Origin of the sequence: Butyrivibrio sp. NC2002 (assembly GCF_000702265.1) — a bacterium.
Lineage (GTDB): Bacteria > Bacillota > Clostridia > Lachnospirales > Lachnospiraceae > Butyrivibrio.
Genome location: NZ_KL370880.1, coordinates 738668 through 758259, shown reverse-complemented (window position 1 = coordinate 758259; position 19592 = coordinate 738668). Strand labels below are relative to the sequence as shown.

Sequence of the window (19592 nt, the reverse complement as noted above, 5' to 3'; positions counted from 1 at the left end):
AAATGAGCACCTTGTTTTGAAATGCCTTTCGACATCAAAAACCTTTGTGGTTTAGTACCTGCGGGGAGCATCCCCGCGGTACTCATTAGTGTTGTTTGTTAACTGTCTTCCTGTTTTTGCCTTTTGTTATTCAGGCTTATTCCTATGAAGGATATAACAAGAAGTGCCAGGCCTCCGAAGGTAAACGGAGCAGTTCCTGTGGAACCGGTTGATGGAAGTGAATAGACTGGCGTATTATTCCAATGATTCATAATAGATACGACCCTTGTTCCATCCTGTTCCGACTCAGTAATTTCCGGTGAATAATATATATTTGACACCTCAGTTACCGTATAATTCCAAACATATCTATGCTCTGTTCCATTCTCATCCTTTATAAATTTATATTTGGGCAGATCAGAAACTGTTAATTCCCAATTATCGGAAGCTGTAACATTATATGTTTTCTCATAAGTCGGCAAAGCATTTTCGCCATCTACTGTGTCTGATGCTTTAGAGCTTTTCTTAGCATTTGAATCAGGAGCACTTACAACATACTGCATATTATATGAATAATTCTGGTTACAGTCATAAATGATAATATTCATGTCACTGTTAACCTGCAGTGTATATTCCTCGTAGACTCCATTTTTCACCGAAGAAGCCTTTATATCCGGAGAATCCTTCCTTGCATTAGGCTCCGTTTTAACACCATTTATAATTACCTCGTTATTTTCATCAGTCCAACCACCATCATTCTTCCAAAGCTGTGGCCAAAAAGTGACTGTACCACCTTTCTTTACACGCAGTAATGTATACTCTTCTATTCCATGATTTTGGCCTCTATTGTATCTGTGATCTAAACGAACTGTATAATAGTTTTCTTCAGTAGATGTTACTTCATCTCCAACTGAACCGCTTATTTTTACCTGTATAAAGCTTGGTCGTACTCCATATTGATTATTGTTATCATCCCAATCTTTTTTGACCTTAATCGAAGTATTTTCCTTTTCATTTGAGAAGAATACCGCGTCACCGGGTATTACATCTTTTCCATTAAGTTCTGAATAAAATCCAGCGGGATATGTTAAAGGAAACTCACTCATATTATTGCTGGTCTTAATCAGGAAATACAGTGGTTCGTCTCGCTTTATATAACCTTTCGGCGCTTCTACCTCAACCAGTTTGTAAGCCAGGTTATAAGTAAGATCCTGAATTGCGCAAAGTCCATCAGAAGCAGTTATATACAAGCCTCCATTTGATGAATTAGGCTTTTCAATCCAAACTCCAGAGCCTTCAGCATTTTTTCCGTAGTAATACAACTTAAACTTAGCTCCGGATAGCCTTTCTGTACTACTTTCACTATCGACCTTATAAAGATTAATACCACTTACATCAGCAATAGCACCAACCTCTTGGATCTTTAATTCAGTACTATCATCGTCGTAATAGTTTTCTACAGCTATGCCGGAAAGTTCAGCCTTATTACTAATACTTATCGTTACATCCTTCTCTCCGCTAAAGCTGTATCTATACCTGATTCTTAGATGTTTCTTATCCGGAATTTTCAGGGTAATAGTGAATATTTCATTATATTTCTGTGATTCTTCCGCCTCTGTAATATAACTATCTGTAGTATAAGAATAATCACCATTATTAAGGATATTCTCTACTTCATTTCCCTGGTCATCTTTTGTAATTTCTACTACTTCAAGAGAGTCTATAACCAAATGTGCGGCAAATTCACTGCTTGATTTAGCCGTAAGTGTATCTTTTAATTCCAATACATCACTGCCATTTAGAAGATCATCTCCATTAGGATTGATATCAATCGCATAACCTACTACATTAGCAGAATCATTTGGTCTGTAGCTATCTTTCGTAATAATGGTATCCGTATTTGTAATTGTCTGCTTCTGAGTATCTGTACCAAATGGTTCATCGCCATTTCCCTTGCTGCCAATAAGTACACTATTCTCAAAAGCCTTCTTAACTACTTCACCATCATCGCTTCCGGTCATGACTCCATCGTTAATCTTAGCTCTTATTCTAAAGAAAACAGTCTGACCTTTAGCATTATGCGTATCAAATGAAATCTTTACTTTGTTACCTTCTACGGTAGCAGTGTATACTACATTATTGGATGTTGCCTTACCACCCGTAAACTGCTTAGCATTATTGAAACTGTTATTATCGGCAACTTCCAGACCATAAATCTCTTTATCGTTATATTTGATACTATTATCGATAAAAGTACAATCATTCGGTAAAGTATCTATAACATAAATATCTTGATATTTAGTCTCATCTAAGTTCGCAGGTATGTTTGCTTTAATATTCCATGTAAGAATACCCTGTCTAAACAATGCTGTATCAGAATAAAGATACTCTGTATCACCTGAGTTATTATTTCCATCGTATTTTTCTATCGTTGGAAGACTATATTTCTGCTCAGCTTCTCCTTTAAAGCTCCGATCATAAACCCAAGCTGTATTCTTGAAGGTAGCTTCTTTAGTGCCATCCCCTACATAGCCTGTGCTAGTGAAGGTTAGTGTCTTATTCTGAGTAAGATTACTATATATTTTGATAGTAAGCGAACGATATCCTTGTGTTCCGTCGGGTAATGTAACTAAAGTCCCTTTCTCTATTCTATATGTAGTATACTTTTCTTCTCTCCAACGGAAATTGTCTTTTATAGTGTTTTTTATTGCTTTTATATCGTCATTAGTAAAGACCTGATTATCTCCTAACTCTTCATGAATTGCCCAATAATTACGTGTTCTCGGAATAATAAACCATTCTATATCAGATTCATCAGTTTTGATAGGCTTTCTATCCGTTGCATACAAATTAATATTCCATGTAGCCTTTACCACTCCATCATCATTGCCACTAAGACCACCAGCAACTTTATCTAAAAACTTTTCATTTACATAAACTTCAGCAGTAGATGAATTTTCCTCTCCCGGATCACGGCTTATTTGGGCAGTATTCTTTAAAGCACCATAATACAGGTCATCTGTAGTATATTTTTGAGTATATGTAAACACATAACAACTATAATCATCTTTTGCAAACCAGCTTTTATTGCCAGGCGTCCGTTTTTCGCCAACCTGTAGGGTTTGAGTCGTTGTGGGTGTTAAACTGCTTGGCCTTACCTCTACAACTTGCCATATTGTACTATTATTATTAGGGCTCCCATCTGATGATAAGTATGTGTCACTTATCTTATATCCCTTCAAATTCCTATTATTACTATTCAGTACAACAGTCCATACAACAGATCTAGTTCCATCTGGATTTACCACACCGGTCTTTTGTATATCCGGTATAGGATTCGTACCATACTCATTTTCGGTACTAGCCTCTTTTTCATTACTATCGTTATAATGAGATTTTGCCTCGTTACGAACTATTACCTTTTTTTCTGACCTAATAACATCTGAAGGAACCTTAAAATCATATTCAATAACATACTTCCAACCTGCTTCCAGCGCGGGAAGTGTCATGTTCCATCCATTATTACCAGTTCCTGTAAAGCCATAATTAACAGCCTCATAATTACCACTATAATCTTTGTAAAGCTTTACACTAATACCTTTATCTTGTAGCTGGCTTACGAGAGTAATATTATTTGTAATACTTGAATCATTTCTATTTTCATCAAGGACCTTGATGACATCATTTAAAATGATTTCCTTGCCACCTGTTCCTTTATCAGAAGAAAGTTCAATCTCATAATGAATAGAATCTTCATCGGGTGTTTTGGGTGTAGCTTTCTTTTGTATTGAAAGGTTAGACTTATTATCATTATTAATTCTGATAATAAACGGCTCCAGATTGTCAAATTGATATTTTTTTACATCCTCGCCATGAGTCTTATCTGATGTTGCCTGCGCCACAAAATAAAACTTACCAAGAACTGCCTGCTCATTGTTTTTCTCAGCAAAATTAGGTCTAAAGTTAAATGTAACCATACCGTCTTCTGCTACGTCAAATGAACCAATTATCTCACCATTATTATTTAAAATATCACCGCCCATTCCGATATATGGAGTGATCTCATAATCAGCCAGGTTATAGTACACCACGGTATTATCTTTACTGATAGTACCGGGATTTAGTCTGTATGAAAGTGTGAACAAGAGCAGATCTCCATTATCAACCTGCTCACCACTTTGAATTTTGGTTCCGCCGGAATATGTCTTTTTATTATCCTTCCATACTTCACTGGGATTCTTAGCTATAGAAACATCCTCAATATACATTCCGGGATCACCGACTACAGATTCAGAAGTTACAGAACCTCTTACAACACTCTCCCCTTCTGCATGTGCCGTAATGACGAATCTATTCAAAATTCCATCTAAACGGCCAATCTGAAAAAAATAGTTTAGCACCCCTGCTACGGAGAATGATGACATGGCATTGAATGCACTATTGTCATCTTCTTCACTATTTGCATCAGCTCCTTCGCCTTCAATTACTTCCCTTTTGAAGTCGTCGCTATACTGAATCTTAATCTGATTATCATCTGTTACTTCATAATTACCATTGCCATCCTCAAGATCTGATTCACTGGCAATTGTTTTTCCATACTGTTCAGGAAGTTCGAAATGGATATCCTCACTGGCAGCTACTTCTTTAGGCATTACATAATTAAGAGTAACTCTAAGATGATCACCATCTTTGATATCTTCTTCAGTTATTACTTCCCACTCACCATCTTCATTAAGTCTCTCGATGATAGTCTCAGTAACATACTCTGCAAGGTCCACAGACTCAGGAATTTCATCGGTGATATCGGAAGCATCTTCTGATTCTTTTACCTTACTATCTGAAGTGTCTGCGGAATCAGATGCAGCGCTCTGTGTCTCGTCAGATGTAGCAACTGCGGCATCCTCAGATGCTGTCTCTGATGTGTCACCTGCAGCTGCAGCATCTTCGCTTGTTGTAGTTGCATCGGCGCTTTCACTGCCCTCTGCAGCTGCTGCATCTTCGCTTGTTGTAGTTGCATCTGCGCTTTCGCTACCCTCTGTAGCTGCTGCATCTGAAGCTGCCTCTGAGCTATCAGCTGCTGTGGCATCTTCATTATCTGATGCTTCGCCGGCATTGTCAGTATTCTCAGCATCTGCATTCTCGCTGCTATCAGCTTCAGTATTTGATGCCGGTAACTCTTCCTCCGGGATAGGCTCCCAAAAGCTTGAGCCGGTATCAGTTTTTGTATCTTCACCACCTGCGTTAGCTTTATCCATGACTACACCAATACTCTCGGCGCCCTCCTCAGTCATAGCTGTTGCAGGCTTATTGAGAATGTACATTGATAATGTTCCTGTGAGAAGTGCCACACATAACATTACGGACAACCATTTCTTTCTGGTATCATGCCTTCTCAAGTATTTGTCAGCTTTAATATTGTTTTTACCCCACATTACTTCATACCACCCATAAATCTTTTAAACATAACAGTTACACACTACTCTTCTAAATTATTCTTCTTAATCTTTTTCTTACTTTGTCTTATCTGAAATCACAATTTTCCGAATACACCAAACGGATAAATTCTGAATACTACCTGTCCGATAAGCTGTTCAGCGGTTACACATCCTACTGTGCTTGAACGAGAATCAATTGATTCCGTTCTGTGATCGCCAAGTACAAAATATCTGTTCTCAGGCACCTGATAAGGAAATTCTATCTTGTCTCCCTCACCGACTCCCGTCGCGTACTTACTGGGATCTGAAACATAGGGTTCATCAAGCTCCTCACCGTTAACAAAAACACGGCCGGCATCATCGATATTTACCCAGTCTCCGGGACTTCCTACAACTCTCTTAACCAGAACCTTATTGTTGTAGTAGAAAGCAATCAGTTCTCCCGGTTCAAAGGTGCTGTAGTTATAAGCTATAACCAATTGCCCTGTCTCAAGTGTTGGAGTCATGCTGTCTCCGGTCACCTTAAGCACCGTTATGAAAAAGCTTGAAATAAGCACAGACAATGCAGCTACTACTATGATCACGACTATCGTATTTCTGAGTGTCCTTGTGTAATCATGCTTTCTGTACTCATGCTTTAATTCAGCTTTTAGTTCTTCCAAAGTAGGTTTGTAACCAAGTGTTCTTTCTTCTGTATGTGCACTATCCTTTGGATCCTCATCAGTTATCTGATTGTTCTTCTCTTCAAAATCCATGGTTATTTCCTATAAAAAAGATATATATGAAACCAAAAATTATGACTGAAATTATGCTTTGAAAATTGTGCCTGAAATTATGCTTAGAAATTATGACTGAAATTATGCATTAAACATATGTCTGAAATTATGCGTGAAACATTATGACTGAATATTATGCTTTACTTCTTTTTTATATTTTCGAACTGCTCCGCCGCTTTTTTTGCGCCGTCAAAAACACCGTTTATTGCAAGCAGAGCCTCTGCAAGAGAACCTGAATTCTCGATCTTGGCAAGCTTATCATCCACTTCCCTGCGGATTTCTTCTTTTTCCCTCTCGAGCCTTGCCCTAAATCCGGAGAACTCTTTTTCATGTTCTTCGTTTAATTCTTTGATTTCTCTCTCGTACCTGGCCTTGATGCCGGTTATTTCTTTTTCCTGTCTTGCTTTGAGCCCGGCAATATCGCCGTTACACTTCGCCTCATACTCATTTCTCTGAGCATTGAATTTGGCTCTCATCTCTGCCTTTTCTTCATCGAATTTGGCAAGAAGATTGGCTCTTTCCTCTGCCATCTGCTCAAGGAGCTGGTCTCTCTCTTTATCAAACTGCTCCTGCATTTGAACTACACGCTCTTTAGCAGCCTCCGTCTCTTCCGAATACTCAACCATCATCTGAAGAAGTTCTTTTCGGTTTAATTTTCTCAGTTCCTTCTGTGCCATGAATCTCCTTATTCATCCCCGCATGATTGCTTACAAATAGCCCCTCTTACTATTCTTAAACAGTGCCTTAATATTTGTTTTTTCGTAAAAAAAAACCCCGTTTGAATACCAAACAAGGCACGCACACAAAAATAAATATGATGCGCATACACATTATTTCAAAGCGCACCAGCAACTGGCTGTCTATTCCCCGCGAACAGACCCTTTAGCTTTGCGTCACTACCTTGCGATAGCTTTGCCCTGAATTTCTTCACTTTTGATTATCATAAACTTTTTTCAGCGATTTTTATCATAGATGTTTTGAAACTAAAAATCAATAGTTTTGGGGAAAAATATAAAAAAATTTCATACCCCCTCGGAAACGATTATTCAAGTGTTTCCAAGGGGATAACTATATATGCACTTTTTCAGTAATCGTTTATTGATTTTCCTTTTTTCGTTTCCGCCTGATATACTCCTCTCCTATTAGTGCCAAAGTCACAAGAACCGTTCCGCCTATTGTAAACGGAAGTCTTCCCGATCCGCCTGTTGAAGGAAGTGAGTATGGCTGAATATCATTACGGGTATTGGTTATTGTTAACTCTCCGCTGTTTATTCCGGGGGTATTATTCTCAGAATATTCTGCGGTGTAGTAAACGGAATTGACTTCAGTGATGTAATAGAGGTACTCGCACTTCTTTGTTACTTTTTCTCCATTCTCCTTCTTTATTTCCACATCACGATATCTGTCCAGTAAATTTCCGGAATCCCACGACCAGGTTCCATCTGCCTTAGGAGTTATTGTAATGGTCTCATGGAAATCCGTATCATCCACCACAGATGCGCTGCTGCCTGTCCTTCTAAGTCTATCTGAAGAGATACTGGGATGAAGTTCATCCCATCCATCCATCTGAGTGTTGTCTCTAACCGTAACATTCAGGTCTTTATCAACAGGAATGCTGATTTCCACAAACTGCTCACCACTGGTATCAAACAATGATGAAACATCCATTACATTTCCATTTACTGTGACTGTCGGTAAATGTCCATGTGTACTGAGATTTATTCCATATATAGTGAATTTCAGAGTTGATCCCGCTTTTACAGAGGGGAATCCGGTATAATCCGTTATATTGCCATTATTCCCGCTTCTGTGATCAACATGCACCGTGTAATAGGTTCCTGTGGGCGCATCTGCGTTAACTACATACCTTCTTGCAAGCTTTACCGAAATACTGTTTGGCTTTGTAGCAGCATCAGCATCTACCCAGTTCTTGTTTATTGTGATACTGGTCTTTTTGCTTTCATTTACAAAAGGAATTTCCTGTCCCTGAGTACAAATCATTCCGCCAAGCGCCTGAAAATCTTTCGGTATGTTCAATGGGAATTTCTTCTCATCGCTTGCACTTATGTAGAACAGCAGCTCCTTATCACTCTTTAGGTATCCTGCCGGAGGCGTGATTTCAACAAGCTTGTAGGCATTGTTAAATACAATATCCGATATAGCCATTAGGCCATCAGCTGCTGAAGTATATTCTTTTACTTCCTCCCAGGTAGTGCCATTCCACTTATAGAGTTTAAATACAGCATTTGCAAGGGCAGCTCCTGTATCCTTATCTTTTTTAAATACATTTATTCCTTTGACATCTGCATTTACGCCTGCTTTATCGATGACGAATTTTGTATCTTCCTGATCATTGTTTCCGGACACTGAAACCCCCTCCAGAGTTGCAGTATTGCTAATTTCAATTTCAGGCCAGATTCCGTCATTGGAAGCTCCTGTAAAAGTAAAGGTATATCTATACTTAACCTTCAGATGCATCTTGTCAGGTATCTTAAATACTATAGTGCCGGTATTTGAATAATGCCTCCAGTAATCCGTATATGCTGAATTTGTCGTTGTCTCATAACTGTATTTTGTTGAATCAAGCTCTTCTTCCCTTTGATTTCCCTGCTCATCAGTTATAATCTGATATACCTTTATGGAGTCATTCAAAAGAGTAGCAGCTGATTCCGCAGCACACTGAGCTACAAGATTGTCTGTCAGTGTAAGTGTGTCTCCGTTTGGCAAAAGATCCGATGCATTGGGGTTAATATCAAGACTATACTCAACAGTGTTTCTGGTGCCTTCGATACCTGTAATAGCACTCTTCGTTATGAAAGATTCTGTTTTGGTAATTGTCTGAGTCTGTAAATCCGATACTATTTCGTCATTATCCTCGGTGCCTGCTTTAACCGTGTTAGTAAACACACCTTTTTTGAGTGTTGCGAAATCAAAGTCACCATTTATCTTTGCTCTGACTCTGAGATACATATCTACTGACGAAGCGGTCATCTCACCCTTAAGTTTCTGAGGGTTGAAAGACACTCTAATATTTCTGCCATCCTTTTCAAGTTTTCCCTCATAGTTAGCAAGAGTGTTTTCTTCAAGCGGTCTTACATAATTGGTATCCTGGAAGCTTTCATCCTGTCCCAGTTCCAAACCATTAATGGTAATACCACTTTTTGTCACATAGCCATTCTCAATCAGTGTGACATTTTCAGGAAGAGTATCTGTAACAACCAGCTTGTCATATCTGGTATTGAGCGGGATTGTAAATTTGATTATCCAGGTAAGAATTCCCTCGTTAAAAAGTGCATCATCGTAATACTCGTATTGTGACGCTCCGGTTACGCGATTGCCGTCCTTTTTTTCTATCTTAAGCTTATCAAACTCTATGCTATCGCCAATCTCTTTGCCATATACAATTGCATTATTGTAAAATTTGATATCCTCGCTTCCATCGCCTCTGTAACCGTATGAGTAGTATGAAAACTTCACATTGCTGTTCAGATCTCCGTAGAAGTACACTTTAAACCCTTTATAGCCGCTTTTGTTTACTCCATTGCTGCCATTTACTGTGATCTGTTCACCCTTCTCAACTCTGATAGTACCTGCGTAATTTACAGCTGTCAGCGCACTCCTTAAGTTGTTCTCGATAACAGTTAACTGATCCTCTGTTATAACCTGCGCTGAATCACGTATTATATCTTCATAGGTCCAGTATTCAGATTTATTAGCTCCATCATTGTTGTATATCGGGGCAAGGAGTGATACGTTCCACTTAAGTTTTACCCAGTTATCGTTATCCCATTCGTAGCCATCATTCTTTTTGTCAGCATAACTGTTATCAGATATTCCTACCCAGCCCTGATACTCATTTCCCTGCTTATCTACATTTAATATCAATGCCTTATTAAAGATACCTGAGCCCCAGGAAATATCATCATTTGTGTAGACATAGCTATATGTGAAAGTATAGGTACTATAATCATCAACCTCAAACTTATAGCCGTCCTTGAGGCTTATAGTGCTACCTTGAGTAAGTGAAGGAGTTACGCCATTACCACCAACTACTGATGTAACCGTTACATTTCCTTCATAGGGCACATAATGTATAGATGAATTCATCTTCTTATCCGATAAAGTAAATCCCTTTAGATTTCTGCCCCTGGTATTAAGCTTTATAGTCCAGGTAACAGTTCTTCTGCTCTTATCTGCAGAACCTTTTTTGTATATATCAGGAAACGTTCCTACATATGTGGTATCACACTCCATGGATACTTCCTGATCTTTTCCATACTTTGCATTTGCCTTGTTATGAATTTTAAGAGCACTACCGTTATTAACGATATCGTCCGGAACTACCAGCTTATAAGTAATGGTATAGCTCTCTCCCTTTTTCAGCCCTTTAAGTGACATACTAAACTTATTACCGGAAAAGGTAGGCTGAACAGATACTGAAGAATTTTCTCCCTTCATTACAATAATTTCTTTAATAGCCTCAGCAACGTCTATTTTATTGGTAAGCTCATCGTTCTGTCCGTTATTGCCGGAGTAATCATTAAATACTGTAAGAACATCCTCCAGATTGATTTCATCACCTGACCCTTGGTTAGTTGTAAGTTTGATAGAATAATTTATAGTCTTTGTATTTGCATCAAGTGTGGCATTGCCTTTCTTTTCAATACCCAGATCATAGTTGTAAACTCTGACTATTCTTATATCAAAAGTTGCAGGGCCGCCAAAGTCGTAATGAATAGGTTTTTCATTTTCATTCTCATTAAGATTTGCCTTAGCTGCAAAGAAAAATTCACCCTCAATAGACTGAGTATCATTCAGTTTTGCAAATTCCTCTTCAAAATCAAATGTGACAATGTCTGTTTTACTATCAATAAAGAACGTACCAACATAAACATTACTCTTGTTGTATATGTAACCCTTTATGTCATTTTCCACATCAATTTCATGGTCTGCCAGATTATATTTAGGCACCTCACCTGAACTAAGTGTCCCTGCTCCAAGCTTATAAGACATAGTAAAGAGGAGTGTGTCACCATTTCCAACATCAGCACCGGATGAAATAGGTGTACCTCCACTGTATGTAAATGCATTATCCAGCCAACCGGGTTGAGGATTTTTTGTAACTGAAAGTCCTGTGATCTGCATGCCGGGAACACTTGTATAAGTCGTAAACTCACCGCTGGAGGTATTTCCGGTATTACCTTCCTCGGCATGAGCCACGATTACGAACTGGTTAAAAAAACTTGAAACAAGTCCTCCCTTTGCAAAAGGATTTATAAAGATAGCACGAAAAAAGCGATTAGCAATGCCGGCGGAGTCATTGCTTTTCTTTCCATTACCGGCATTATCATCACTGTTTTCTTCTGTTGAGTCATCACTCTGGATTTTCTCTTTTATTCCCTGCTTGTGTTCATCAGAATACTGAACTTTAACCTTATTATCTTCTGATACTTCTACTGTGCCGTCTGCACCATCGATAGACTTTTCAGTACTCTCAACTGTGCCAAATTTAGAAGGAAGCTCATAGTAGATATCATCACTTGCTGAAGCTTCTTCAGGAAGCTCATACTTAATTGTTATACGGAGGCTGTCACCGGGCATAATCTGATCTTCTGTGATTTCTTCCCATTCACCATCCGGTGTTTGGCGCTCAATAACTGTCTTCGTTACGTATTTTGCAAGATCTACAGACTCGGGGATTTCTACAGTTTTATCAGTCTGTTCCTCTTCCTCAGAAACCTCTTCCTCTACCTTCTCATAAACGAATGTAAGGTTAGTGTCGAGTTTGATTTCCATAACATCTTCAGATTCATCCTCTTCAGTCTCAGGATCATCCTTTGGAACTACTTCGTAATATTTATAGCCCTGTTCATCAGAAGCTGTATAGATCATAACCGTTATCTTCTCGATAGCGATCTTCTCTGTTTCTTCTTTATCTTCGTCGTAGTACTCGTAAATAACTTCTTTAAAGTTGTAACCATCGATGGATCTGGCATCATCTTCAAATACCATGCTGTCCATGAGATCGATTTTCTTCTCATCAGCTAAAGCTTCGCCGGCTTCATCTACGATAAGCTCGCCTTCACCATCAACATAGGAAACAGTAAGCACCACATCCTGCATAAGCTCATCTTCAAGGGCTCCTGCAAGAGTTTCCTCGTTAAGTTCTTCATCAAAGCTTTCTTCTGAATCTTCTGAGCCTTCTGCGTTTTCTGAATCATCTGAAGTTCCTTCTTCGGCTTCTTCGGAGGAATCTTCTGCAGCATCATCAGAATCTTCTGTGCCTGCCTCTTCCTCGGATGCATCTTCGTTTGACTCATCTGAATTATCTTCGTAGTTCTCTTCTGAAGTCTCTTCAGTGTACTCTTCTTCCTCGTAAGTATCATCAGAGCTTTCTTCATCCTCATAAGCTTCTTCTGTATACTCATCTTCACTGTCTGATGTTTCTTCAGTGTCTTCTACAGTCTCTTCTTCACCGCCATCGCTGTTCAGACCGGCCATCTCAAGATCATCATTCTCAAAAATCATTCCAAGTTCATCAGCACCCTCTTCAGTTACCGCAGATGCATCTCTATTCATGGCATACAAAGTCACACCGGTTACAAGCATCGTAACAATGAGCATAACTGCTAACCAGCGCTTTGTGAAATTATGCTTATTTAAATATTCCTGAATTTTTTCTTTTCCTGAATTTCTTGCCATACCAGGTACCTCATAAAAAATGCCCTGTTTGAAATACACAAACAGGGCATAACATCCAATTCATCTGCGCCATAACATTAAAAACATAAGTTACAAAAAGCACAGGCAGCTGGCTATCTGTCCCCTGACAGACCCTTTAGCTTTGCGTCACTACCTTGCGATAGCTTTGCCCTGAATAAACTATATTTACTTCTTTCCAAACATCAATCATATTTGAAATATATTTTCACACTTACTCCGCAAATTATGATAAAACATTTGATTTAAAAAATCAACGCAAAACACGAATTTTGTAAAAAAAATTTCAAACACGGTTTCCATTCGCAGGTATGAGGGTTCATTATTGCTGGGTTAAACTGGAAACTATCCTTTTTGATTTTATTTCATTGTGTCCGTTTTAGAGCATTCATTTTTAGAAAAAACCGGAAAATCATTCAACGAAATATTCAGATTAAAAAAGAATCGATTAACTCCCCTCTACCATAGTTTCATAATATATGGCAAAGGCTCGCTTTTCAATAGAATACAGACTTATTTCCCAAAGAATTCATTCTTGTTTATATTCTTTATAATTTGGTTATGTTCATTAAGAAAAAACGCATTGCCAAATTATTGGCAATGCGTTTTGTATTAGTCAATTACAATTATGCAATCTTTGCTTTAGCGATCTCTGTAAGAGTCTTGAAGCCTTCTGCATCGTTAACAGCCATCTCAGCAAGCATCTTGCGGTTGATGTCTACGCCTGCAAGCTTAAGGCCATGCATAAGGTTTGAATATGACATGCCATTAAGACGAGCTGCAGCGTTGATACGTGTGATCCAAAGAGATCTCATATCTCTCTTCTTCTGCTTACGACCTGCAAATGCAGATGTAAGAGCTCTCATAACTGACTGCTTAGCAACTCTGTACTGTTTTGATCTAGCGCCTCTATAGCCCTTAGCGAGCTTTAAAACTCTCTTATGCTTTTTCTTGGCATTCATGCCACCTTTAATTCTTGCCATTTCGTTTTCCTCCTAAAAATAATACAACTGCCATTTGTGAATGAAACTCAGATTACAGAACAACCCGAACATTCAGATTTAAACGTAAGGCAGAATCTTCTTCATTGTCTTAACGTTGGTAGCATCAACTACTGCTGCCTGTCTTAAGTTTCTCTTTCTCTTTGTAGACTTCTTTGTAAGAATGTGACGCTTGTACGCCTTGTTACGGATCAGCTTACCTGTGCCTGTTACCTTGAAACGCTTGGCAGCAGATCTATTTGTCTTCATCTTGTGCTGCATAACTATAATCCTCCTATGCTGTAAATAATTATTGCATTCTGCCGTATCGGCAGTGTAATCATCCAACAAAAAGTTAATGAACAATTACTATATATGTAACTCACATAGTGAGAAACAATATCATTATCAGTTGCTTCTTACTTCTTCTCTGTAAGGAACATTGTCATACTACGTCCCTCAACCTTGGGCTGCTTGTCAATAACAGCTACATCTTCAAGAGCTGCAGCAAAATCAGTAAGAATATGTGCGCTTGCACTCATATGAGCCATCTCACGTCCTCTGAATCTCAGGGTTATCTTTACACGATTACCTTTTTCAAGGAACTTCTTAGCAGCATTAACCTTGGTATTAAGGTCGTTTGTATCGATGTTGGGAGACAAACGGATCTCCTTGATCTCAACGTTCTTCTGCTTTTTGCGAGCTTCTTTTTCTTTGCGAAGCTGCTCATACTTAAATTTGCCATAGTCAACAATACGGCATACCGGCGGTTTTGCGTTAGGTGCAATCTTTACAAGGTCAACTCCGGCTTCATCAGCAAGCTTTCTTGCTTCCTGAATGGACATAACGCCAAGCTGTTCCCCGCTCTCGCCAATTACACGTACTTCTTTGTCCCTTATCTGCTCATTGATAAATAAATCGCTAATGGCTTTATACCTCCAAAAATAAAAAGTGGACTCACAAAGGAGTCCACATACTATTCTAAACCCGGCTAAAACTAATCACATCGCCATATTTTAGATGTATTAACGCCTGCAAGCCCTTGCCGCAGGGTGAGAGTGGAAACCTCTGCTTTGTTTTCATACTGTGTTAATATACCATCGTAAAGAGCCGATGTCAACACTATTTTCAAAAATTATATTTCGTAAACGACGCCAAGCTCTGCAAGTTCTCTGTCAACCTGGTCATAATCACTGAAAACTATGCCGTTCATGCCGACATTCTTTGCCGCATCGATATTTCTCTGCATATCATCTATGAATACACATTCTTCAGGTTTAAGATCATATCTTTCCATAATAAGCTTGTAAATTGCAGGATCGGGCTTAATGACTTTATCTCTGTAGCTTAAGATTCCGCCGTCAACTTCATCCAAAAACTCATTCATGAAAGGATTGGCTTCAAGAGCCTGCTTTGAAAAGTTTGATAAAACAAGGACTCTGTAGCCTGCCTTCTTAAGGGCCTTTATCCAGGGGATCGTTCTCTCCCTCTTTTTAAGAAGGCCTGAAAGATCATCAAATCCCTTCCTTATCTCATCTTCTATCTCGGGATCATTTTTCACAAAGCCGTCTATTATGCCTTTTGTATCAAGAACACCTCTGTCAAACTCATCCCAGTCGGATGTTCTCACACTGGCATCTCCGATCCTCTGAACCATAGCTTCATCAAAGCCTTTGTTCCTAAGGAAATCATCCCAGCAAAAATCGACGAGAACTCCGCCTATATCAAAGATAACAGTACTTATTTTGTTATCTGTTTTTTCGGATGCATCCACATCTTTTGAAGAAACGTCATTTTTGCCGTAAGGATCAGCACTTGCGATTGTTCTCGTACCAGTGATAGCTGAGTATGCCCACAGGATCAGCCAGATTGCGATCGGGATTGCAACTGTCGCAGCCGCACACATAATAAATGTATTAAATGTTTCAGCGCTTCCGGTAAGTCCCTGGATCAGCAGTACTATATACATTCCTACAAGCAGGACCACTCCGAGAAGAGCTATAACTCTTTTAAAAACAGGTGTCTTTTCGTTATTCACATCAAACCTCCTATAAAACTGACAAAAAGGGGTTGTCCATAATAAGACAACCCCATAAGATTACAACAATATTCTGTTTTTGTACAGTTATTACTTTTTAAGAGGGCTCTCTCTGTAGATGATATCTTCTCTAGCAGGTCCGTTAGATACCATAGTGATCGGATATCCGATTTCCTTCTCTATGAATTCAATGTACTTTCTGCAGTTTTCCGGAAGGTCCTCATATTTCTTGATTCCGCGAATATCGCTCTTCCATCCGGGAAGTGTCTCATATACAGGCTTAGCCTTTTCAAGAAGGTGTGTTACAGGGAATTCCTTTGTAACTTCTCCATTGATCTCGTAACCAACACAAACCGGAATTTCATCAAGATAGCCGAGTACATCGAGGACAGTGAACGCAACATCAGTAGCACCCTGAAGTCTGCATCCATACTTACTTGCAACGCAGTCATACCAACCCATACGACGAGGACGACCTGTTGTTGCACCGTATTCACCGCCGTCGCCACCGCGTCTTCTGAGCTCATCAGCTTCATCACCGAATATCTCTGATGTGAATGCACCTGCACCAACTGCAGAAGAATAAGCCTTATTTACAACTACAATCTCCTTTATCTCATAAGGAGCAATACCTGCGCCGATCGCACCATATGCAGCAAGTGTTGATGAAGATGTAACCATAGGATAAATACCGTGGTCAGGATCCTTCATTGTACCAAGCTGACCCTCAAGGAGGATTGTCTTGTTTTCCTTAATAGCCTTATCAAGGAAAAGTGATGTATCGCCAACATAAGGCTCAACCATGTCTCTCCACTCATGAAGTGTATTAAGAAGCTCAGCTGCATCAATTTCAGGCTTATGATAAAGCTCTCTCAAAAGGATGTTCTTTGTAACAAGTACTCTCTCAACCTTTTCTTTAAGAAGCTCTTCATCAAAAAGTTCATTTACCTGGAAACCAACCTTTGCATACTTATCTGAATAAAAAGGTGCAATACCTGATTTTGTTGAACCAAATGACTTACCGCCAAGTCTCTCTTCTTCATACTGATCAAAGAGGATGTGATAAGGCATAACGATCTGGCAACGATCTGAAATCATAAGATTCGGCTTCGGTACGTTCTTTTCGATAACCGAATTAAGTTCCTTCATAAGAACAGGGATGTTAAGTGCAACACCGTTTCCTATTATATTAGTGATCTTCTGGTGAAAAACTCCGGACGGAAGAGTATGAAGTGCAAATTTGCCATACTCATTTACTATTGTATGTCCTGCATTGGCACCGCCCTGGAAACGTATTACCACATCAGCCTGATCGGCCATCATATCAGTGATCTTACCTTTTCCCTCATCACCCCAGTTTGCTCCAACTACTGCTTTTACCATAAATATCTCCTTTATACATTATAAATGTTTGATAATGTCCCTCTAAAAAACAAAGGGATCTTTTTATTAAATCCATAAATGAATATACTCTATTATTATTTATAAGTAAAATTGATATTTATTATATAATGCATAAGTGTATCTTATAACTTCCTGTTTTTCTTCAAAAAAGGAAATAACCCACACGAAGTTAAATATTTTCTTCAAAAATCAGTTCCAGAAGTTTGCTCGCAGCCACAGACATCGGCCGCTTTTCATCTGTAACCACGCACATATGGCGTTTTGGGATCATTTGCTTTAGTCTAAGTTCAAATAATACTCCGGAGTCTATGTACTCCTTAGCAAAATCTCTCACAACGCATCCTACTCCAAGATTTCTTAGAGCAAACTGAACGATCATATCGCTTGTGGCAAGCGCAAACTCAGGATGTATTGTGACGCTGTTTTTGGCAAGAAAGTCTTCTATATATCTACCGGTACTCGTCTGCCCTTCTAGAATTATCATAGGAAGATGTTCAAGCTCTTTTAGATCAAGCATATGATTTTTATAGGAAGTAAAACGTCTTCCCGCTATAAAAATATCCTCTATATCGCGGACGTTTCTAAACCTAAGGCTCGTATCTTCTTCTTCGCTTTCTTTTCTTGTAGCATTTCCTATAGAAGAAACTATTCCAAAATCTATCACGTCATCCGATAGATACTTTAATGTTTCAGGGGTTGGACCGTTTGTGACAGATACTTTTATCCCGGGATAGCGCTCATGGAATTTCTCAAGATACGGAAGCAGAAAAAATCTAAGTGTCATGTCACTTGCCCCGATTCTTACTTCACCTGCATCGAGCCTTAATATTTGCGAGAGCCTCTGCTCTCCAAGTTCAAACTGCTCGTACCCTTTTGAGACATATCTAAAAAGGATCTCCCCTTCACCCGTGAGCTTTATGCCCCTTCCCGTTCTTCTGAAAAGGCTGGTCCCCAAGAGGCTTTCAAGCTGTTTTATCTGCTGACTTACAGCGGGTTGTGATATATTAAGTTCCTGCGCGGCAAGGGTGATACTCCCACATTTTGCCACGTGATAGAAGACTTTATAGTATTCTAAATTATTGGTCATATATGCTCCTTAAAAAGTATTAAATCAACATTTATTTTGGTAAAAATGCACTTAATACACAGTTTATTTTAGCACGTTTGACATTGTTTAATAGCATAAAACATGATAACATGAAGAATATTAGTTTACGATTTACAAAACTATTTTTATTGTTACTTAAAAAGTATTTTCTTATATATTAATCTAAACATTGTAGTACCAATAAGGAGATGACTTTATGCTTCATATCAAATCACTTTCGGAAGGGCTGGATCTTTTCAAGGCTCTCGGCTCTGAAATCAGAATAGAAATAATCAAAATACTTCTTGAAGAAAACGGCATGAACATGAACGAGCTTGCATCCCGCCTCAACATAACCAACGGGGCACTTACAAGTCACGTCAGAAAGCTTGAGGAATGCGGCGTTATCACTGTCAGCAACGAAACAAGCGGCCACGGCAATCAAAAGATATGTTCAGTACATCTTGATAAGATTCTTATCGATGTTCAGGATGAAACCCGTGATGAAGATATCTACACTACTGCGATCAAGGTCGGCCAGTTTTCGGATTACAATGTATATCCCACATGCGGTCTTGCTTCATCAACTCAGCTTATTGGTCAGGTAGATGACACCAGATATTTCTCACACCCTGACAGATATAATGCTGATATTCTCTGGTTTACAAAGGGATATGTAGAGTATGTCATCCCCAATTTTATCCCTTTTAATCAGAAAATTGATGAGATCTGCATATCAGCAGAGCTTTCCAGTGAAGCTCCCGGAGTCAACAATGTATGGCCGTCTGATATTTACTTTTATCTAAATGATACTTTCCTTGGAACCTGGATCTCACCCGGAGATTTCGGAGACGTAAAAGGTATATTTACTCCCGATTGGTGGTTCCCCAACTGGAATCAGTATGGATTATTGAAAATGCTTGTTATAAATCACCGCGGAACATTCATCGATGGACTTCAGATTTCCGATGTTTCAATCGATAAATTTAATCTTACAAGTAAGAGCAGCATCAAGTTCAAGTTTGAAGTTCCGGAAGATGCTGACCATGTTGGCGGTCTGACAATTTTTGGCAAAAACTTCGGTAACTACAATCAGGATATCGATGTAAAAATAGCATACAGCCCCATCGATCCTGAGAATGCGCAGCAGTAAAACAAAATAAATAAAACCAT

At 39.0% G+C, this 19592-nt stretch carries 11 protein-coding genes and 2 riboswitches; of the genes, 1 reads left to right on the top strand and 10 read right to left on the bottom strand.

Features of this window, described 5'->3' with window-relative positions; translation table 11 throughout:
- Positions 1-98: 98 nt before the first annotated feature.
- The 10 genes from T543_RS15305 to T543_RS10315 all read right to left on the bottom strand — a co-directional run bounded on the left by T543_RS15305 (position 99) and on the right by T543_RS10315 (position 18419).
- A complete protein-coding gene (locus T543_RS15305; protein WP_051638691.1) occupies positions 99-5411 on the bottom strand; it encodes a SpaA isopeptide-forming pilin-related protein in 5313 nt (1770 codons plus the stop codon).
- A gap of 98 nt (positions 5412-5509) precedes the next feature.
- Positions 5510-6169, bottom strand: coding sequence for a signal peptidase I (lepB, locus tag T543_RS10355; RefSeq protein ID WP_081830019.1), 660 nt, complete (start codon positions 6167-6169; stop codon positions 5510-5512).
- Between the two features lie 161 nt (positions 6170-6330).
- A complete protein-coding gene (locus T543_RS10350; protein WP_035768118.1) occupies positions 6331-6867 on the bottom strand; it encodes a hypothetical protein in 537 nt (178 codons plus the stop codon).
- A 167-nt stretch (positions 6868-7034) separates the two neighbouring features.
- Positions 7035-7117: riboswitch (cyclic di-GMP riboswitch) on the bottom strand.
- A 168-nt stretch (positions 7118-7285) separates the two neighbouring features.
- Complete coding sequence (locus T543_RS10345) at positions 7286-12892, bottom strand: LPXTG cell wall anchor domain-containing protein (RefSeq protein WP_035768116.1); 5607 nt, start codon at positions 12890-12892, stop codon at positions 7286-7288.
- A 101-nt stretch (positions 12893-12993) separates the two neighbouring features.
- Positions 12994-13073: riboswitch (cyclic di-GMP riboswitch) on the bottom strand.
- A 463-nt stretch (positions 13074-13536) separates the two neighbouring features.
- Complete coding sequence (gene rplT / locus T543_RS10340) at positions 13537-13893, bottom strand: 50S ribosomal protein L20 (RefSeq protein ID WP_035768114.1); 357 nt, start codon at positions 13891-13893, stop codon at positions 13537-13539.
- A 78-nt stretch (positions 13894-13971) separates the two neighbouring features.
- A complete protein-coding gene (gene rpmI / locus T543_RS10335; protein WP_022760514.1) occupies positions 13972-14172 on the bottom strand; it encodes a 50S ribosomal protein L35 in 201 nt (66 codons plus the stop codon).
- Positions 14173-14309: 137 nt separating this feature from the next.
- Positions 14310-14801 carry a translation initiation factor IF-3 gene (gene infC / locus T543_RS10330; protein ID WP_035768111.1) on the bottom strand — a complete coding sequence of 164 codons (492 nt, stop codon included), beginning with the start codon at positions 14799-14801 and terminating at the stop codon, positions 14310-14312.
- A gap of 224 nt (positions 14802-15025) precedes the next feature.
- The gene (locus tag T543_RS10325; protein WP_242839501.1) at positions 15026-15928 is read right to left on the bottom strand and encodes an HAD family hydrolase; all 903 of its coding nucleotides are present in this window, start codon (positions 15926-15928) and stop codon (positions 15026-15028) included.
- A 90-nt stretch (positions 15929-16018) separates the two neighbouring features.
- Positions 16019-17311, bottom strand: a complete 1293-nt coding sequence (locus T543_RS10320; protein ID WP_035768109.1) for an adenylosuccinate synthase — start codon at positions 17309-17311, stop codon at positions 16019-16021.
- A gap of 190 nt (positions 17312-17501) precedes the next feature.
- Positions 17502-18419, bottom strand: coding sequence for a LysR family transcriptional regulator (locus T543_RS10315; protein WP_035768107.1), 918 nt, complete (start codon positions 18417-18419; stop codon positions 17502-17504).
- A gap of 217 nt (positions 18420-18636) precedes the next feature.
- Between T543_RS10315 and T543_RS10310 the strand changes: the two genes are divergently transcribed.
- Positions 18637-19572: an ArsR/SmtB family transcription factor gene (locus tag T543_RS10310; RefSeq protein WP_035768105.1), complete on the top strand. Its 936-nt coding sequence runs from the start codon at positions 18637-18639 to the stop codon at positions 19570-19572.
- The last annotated feature ends 20 nt before the right edge of the window (positions 19573-19592 follow it).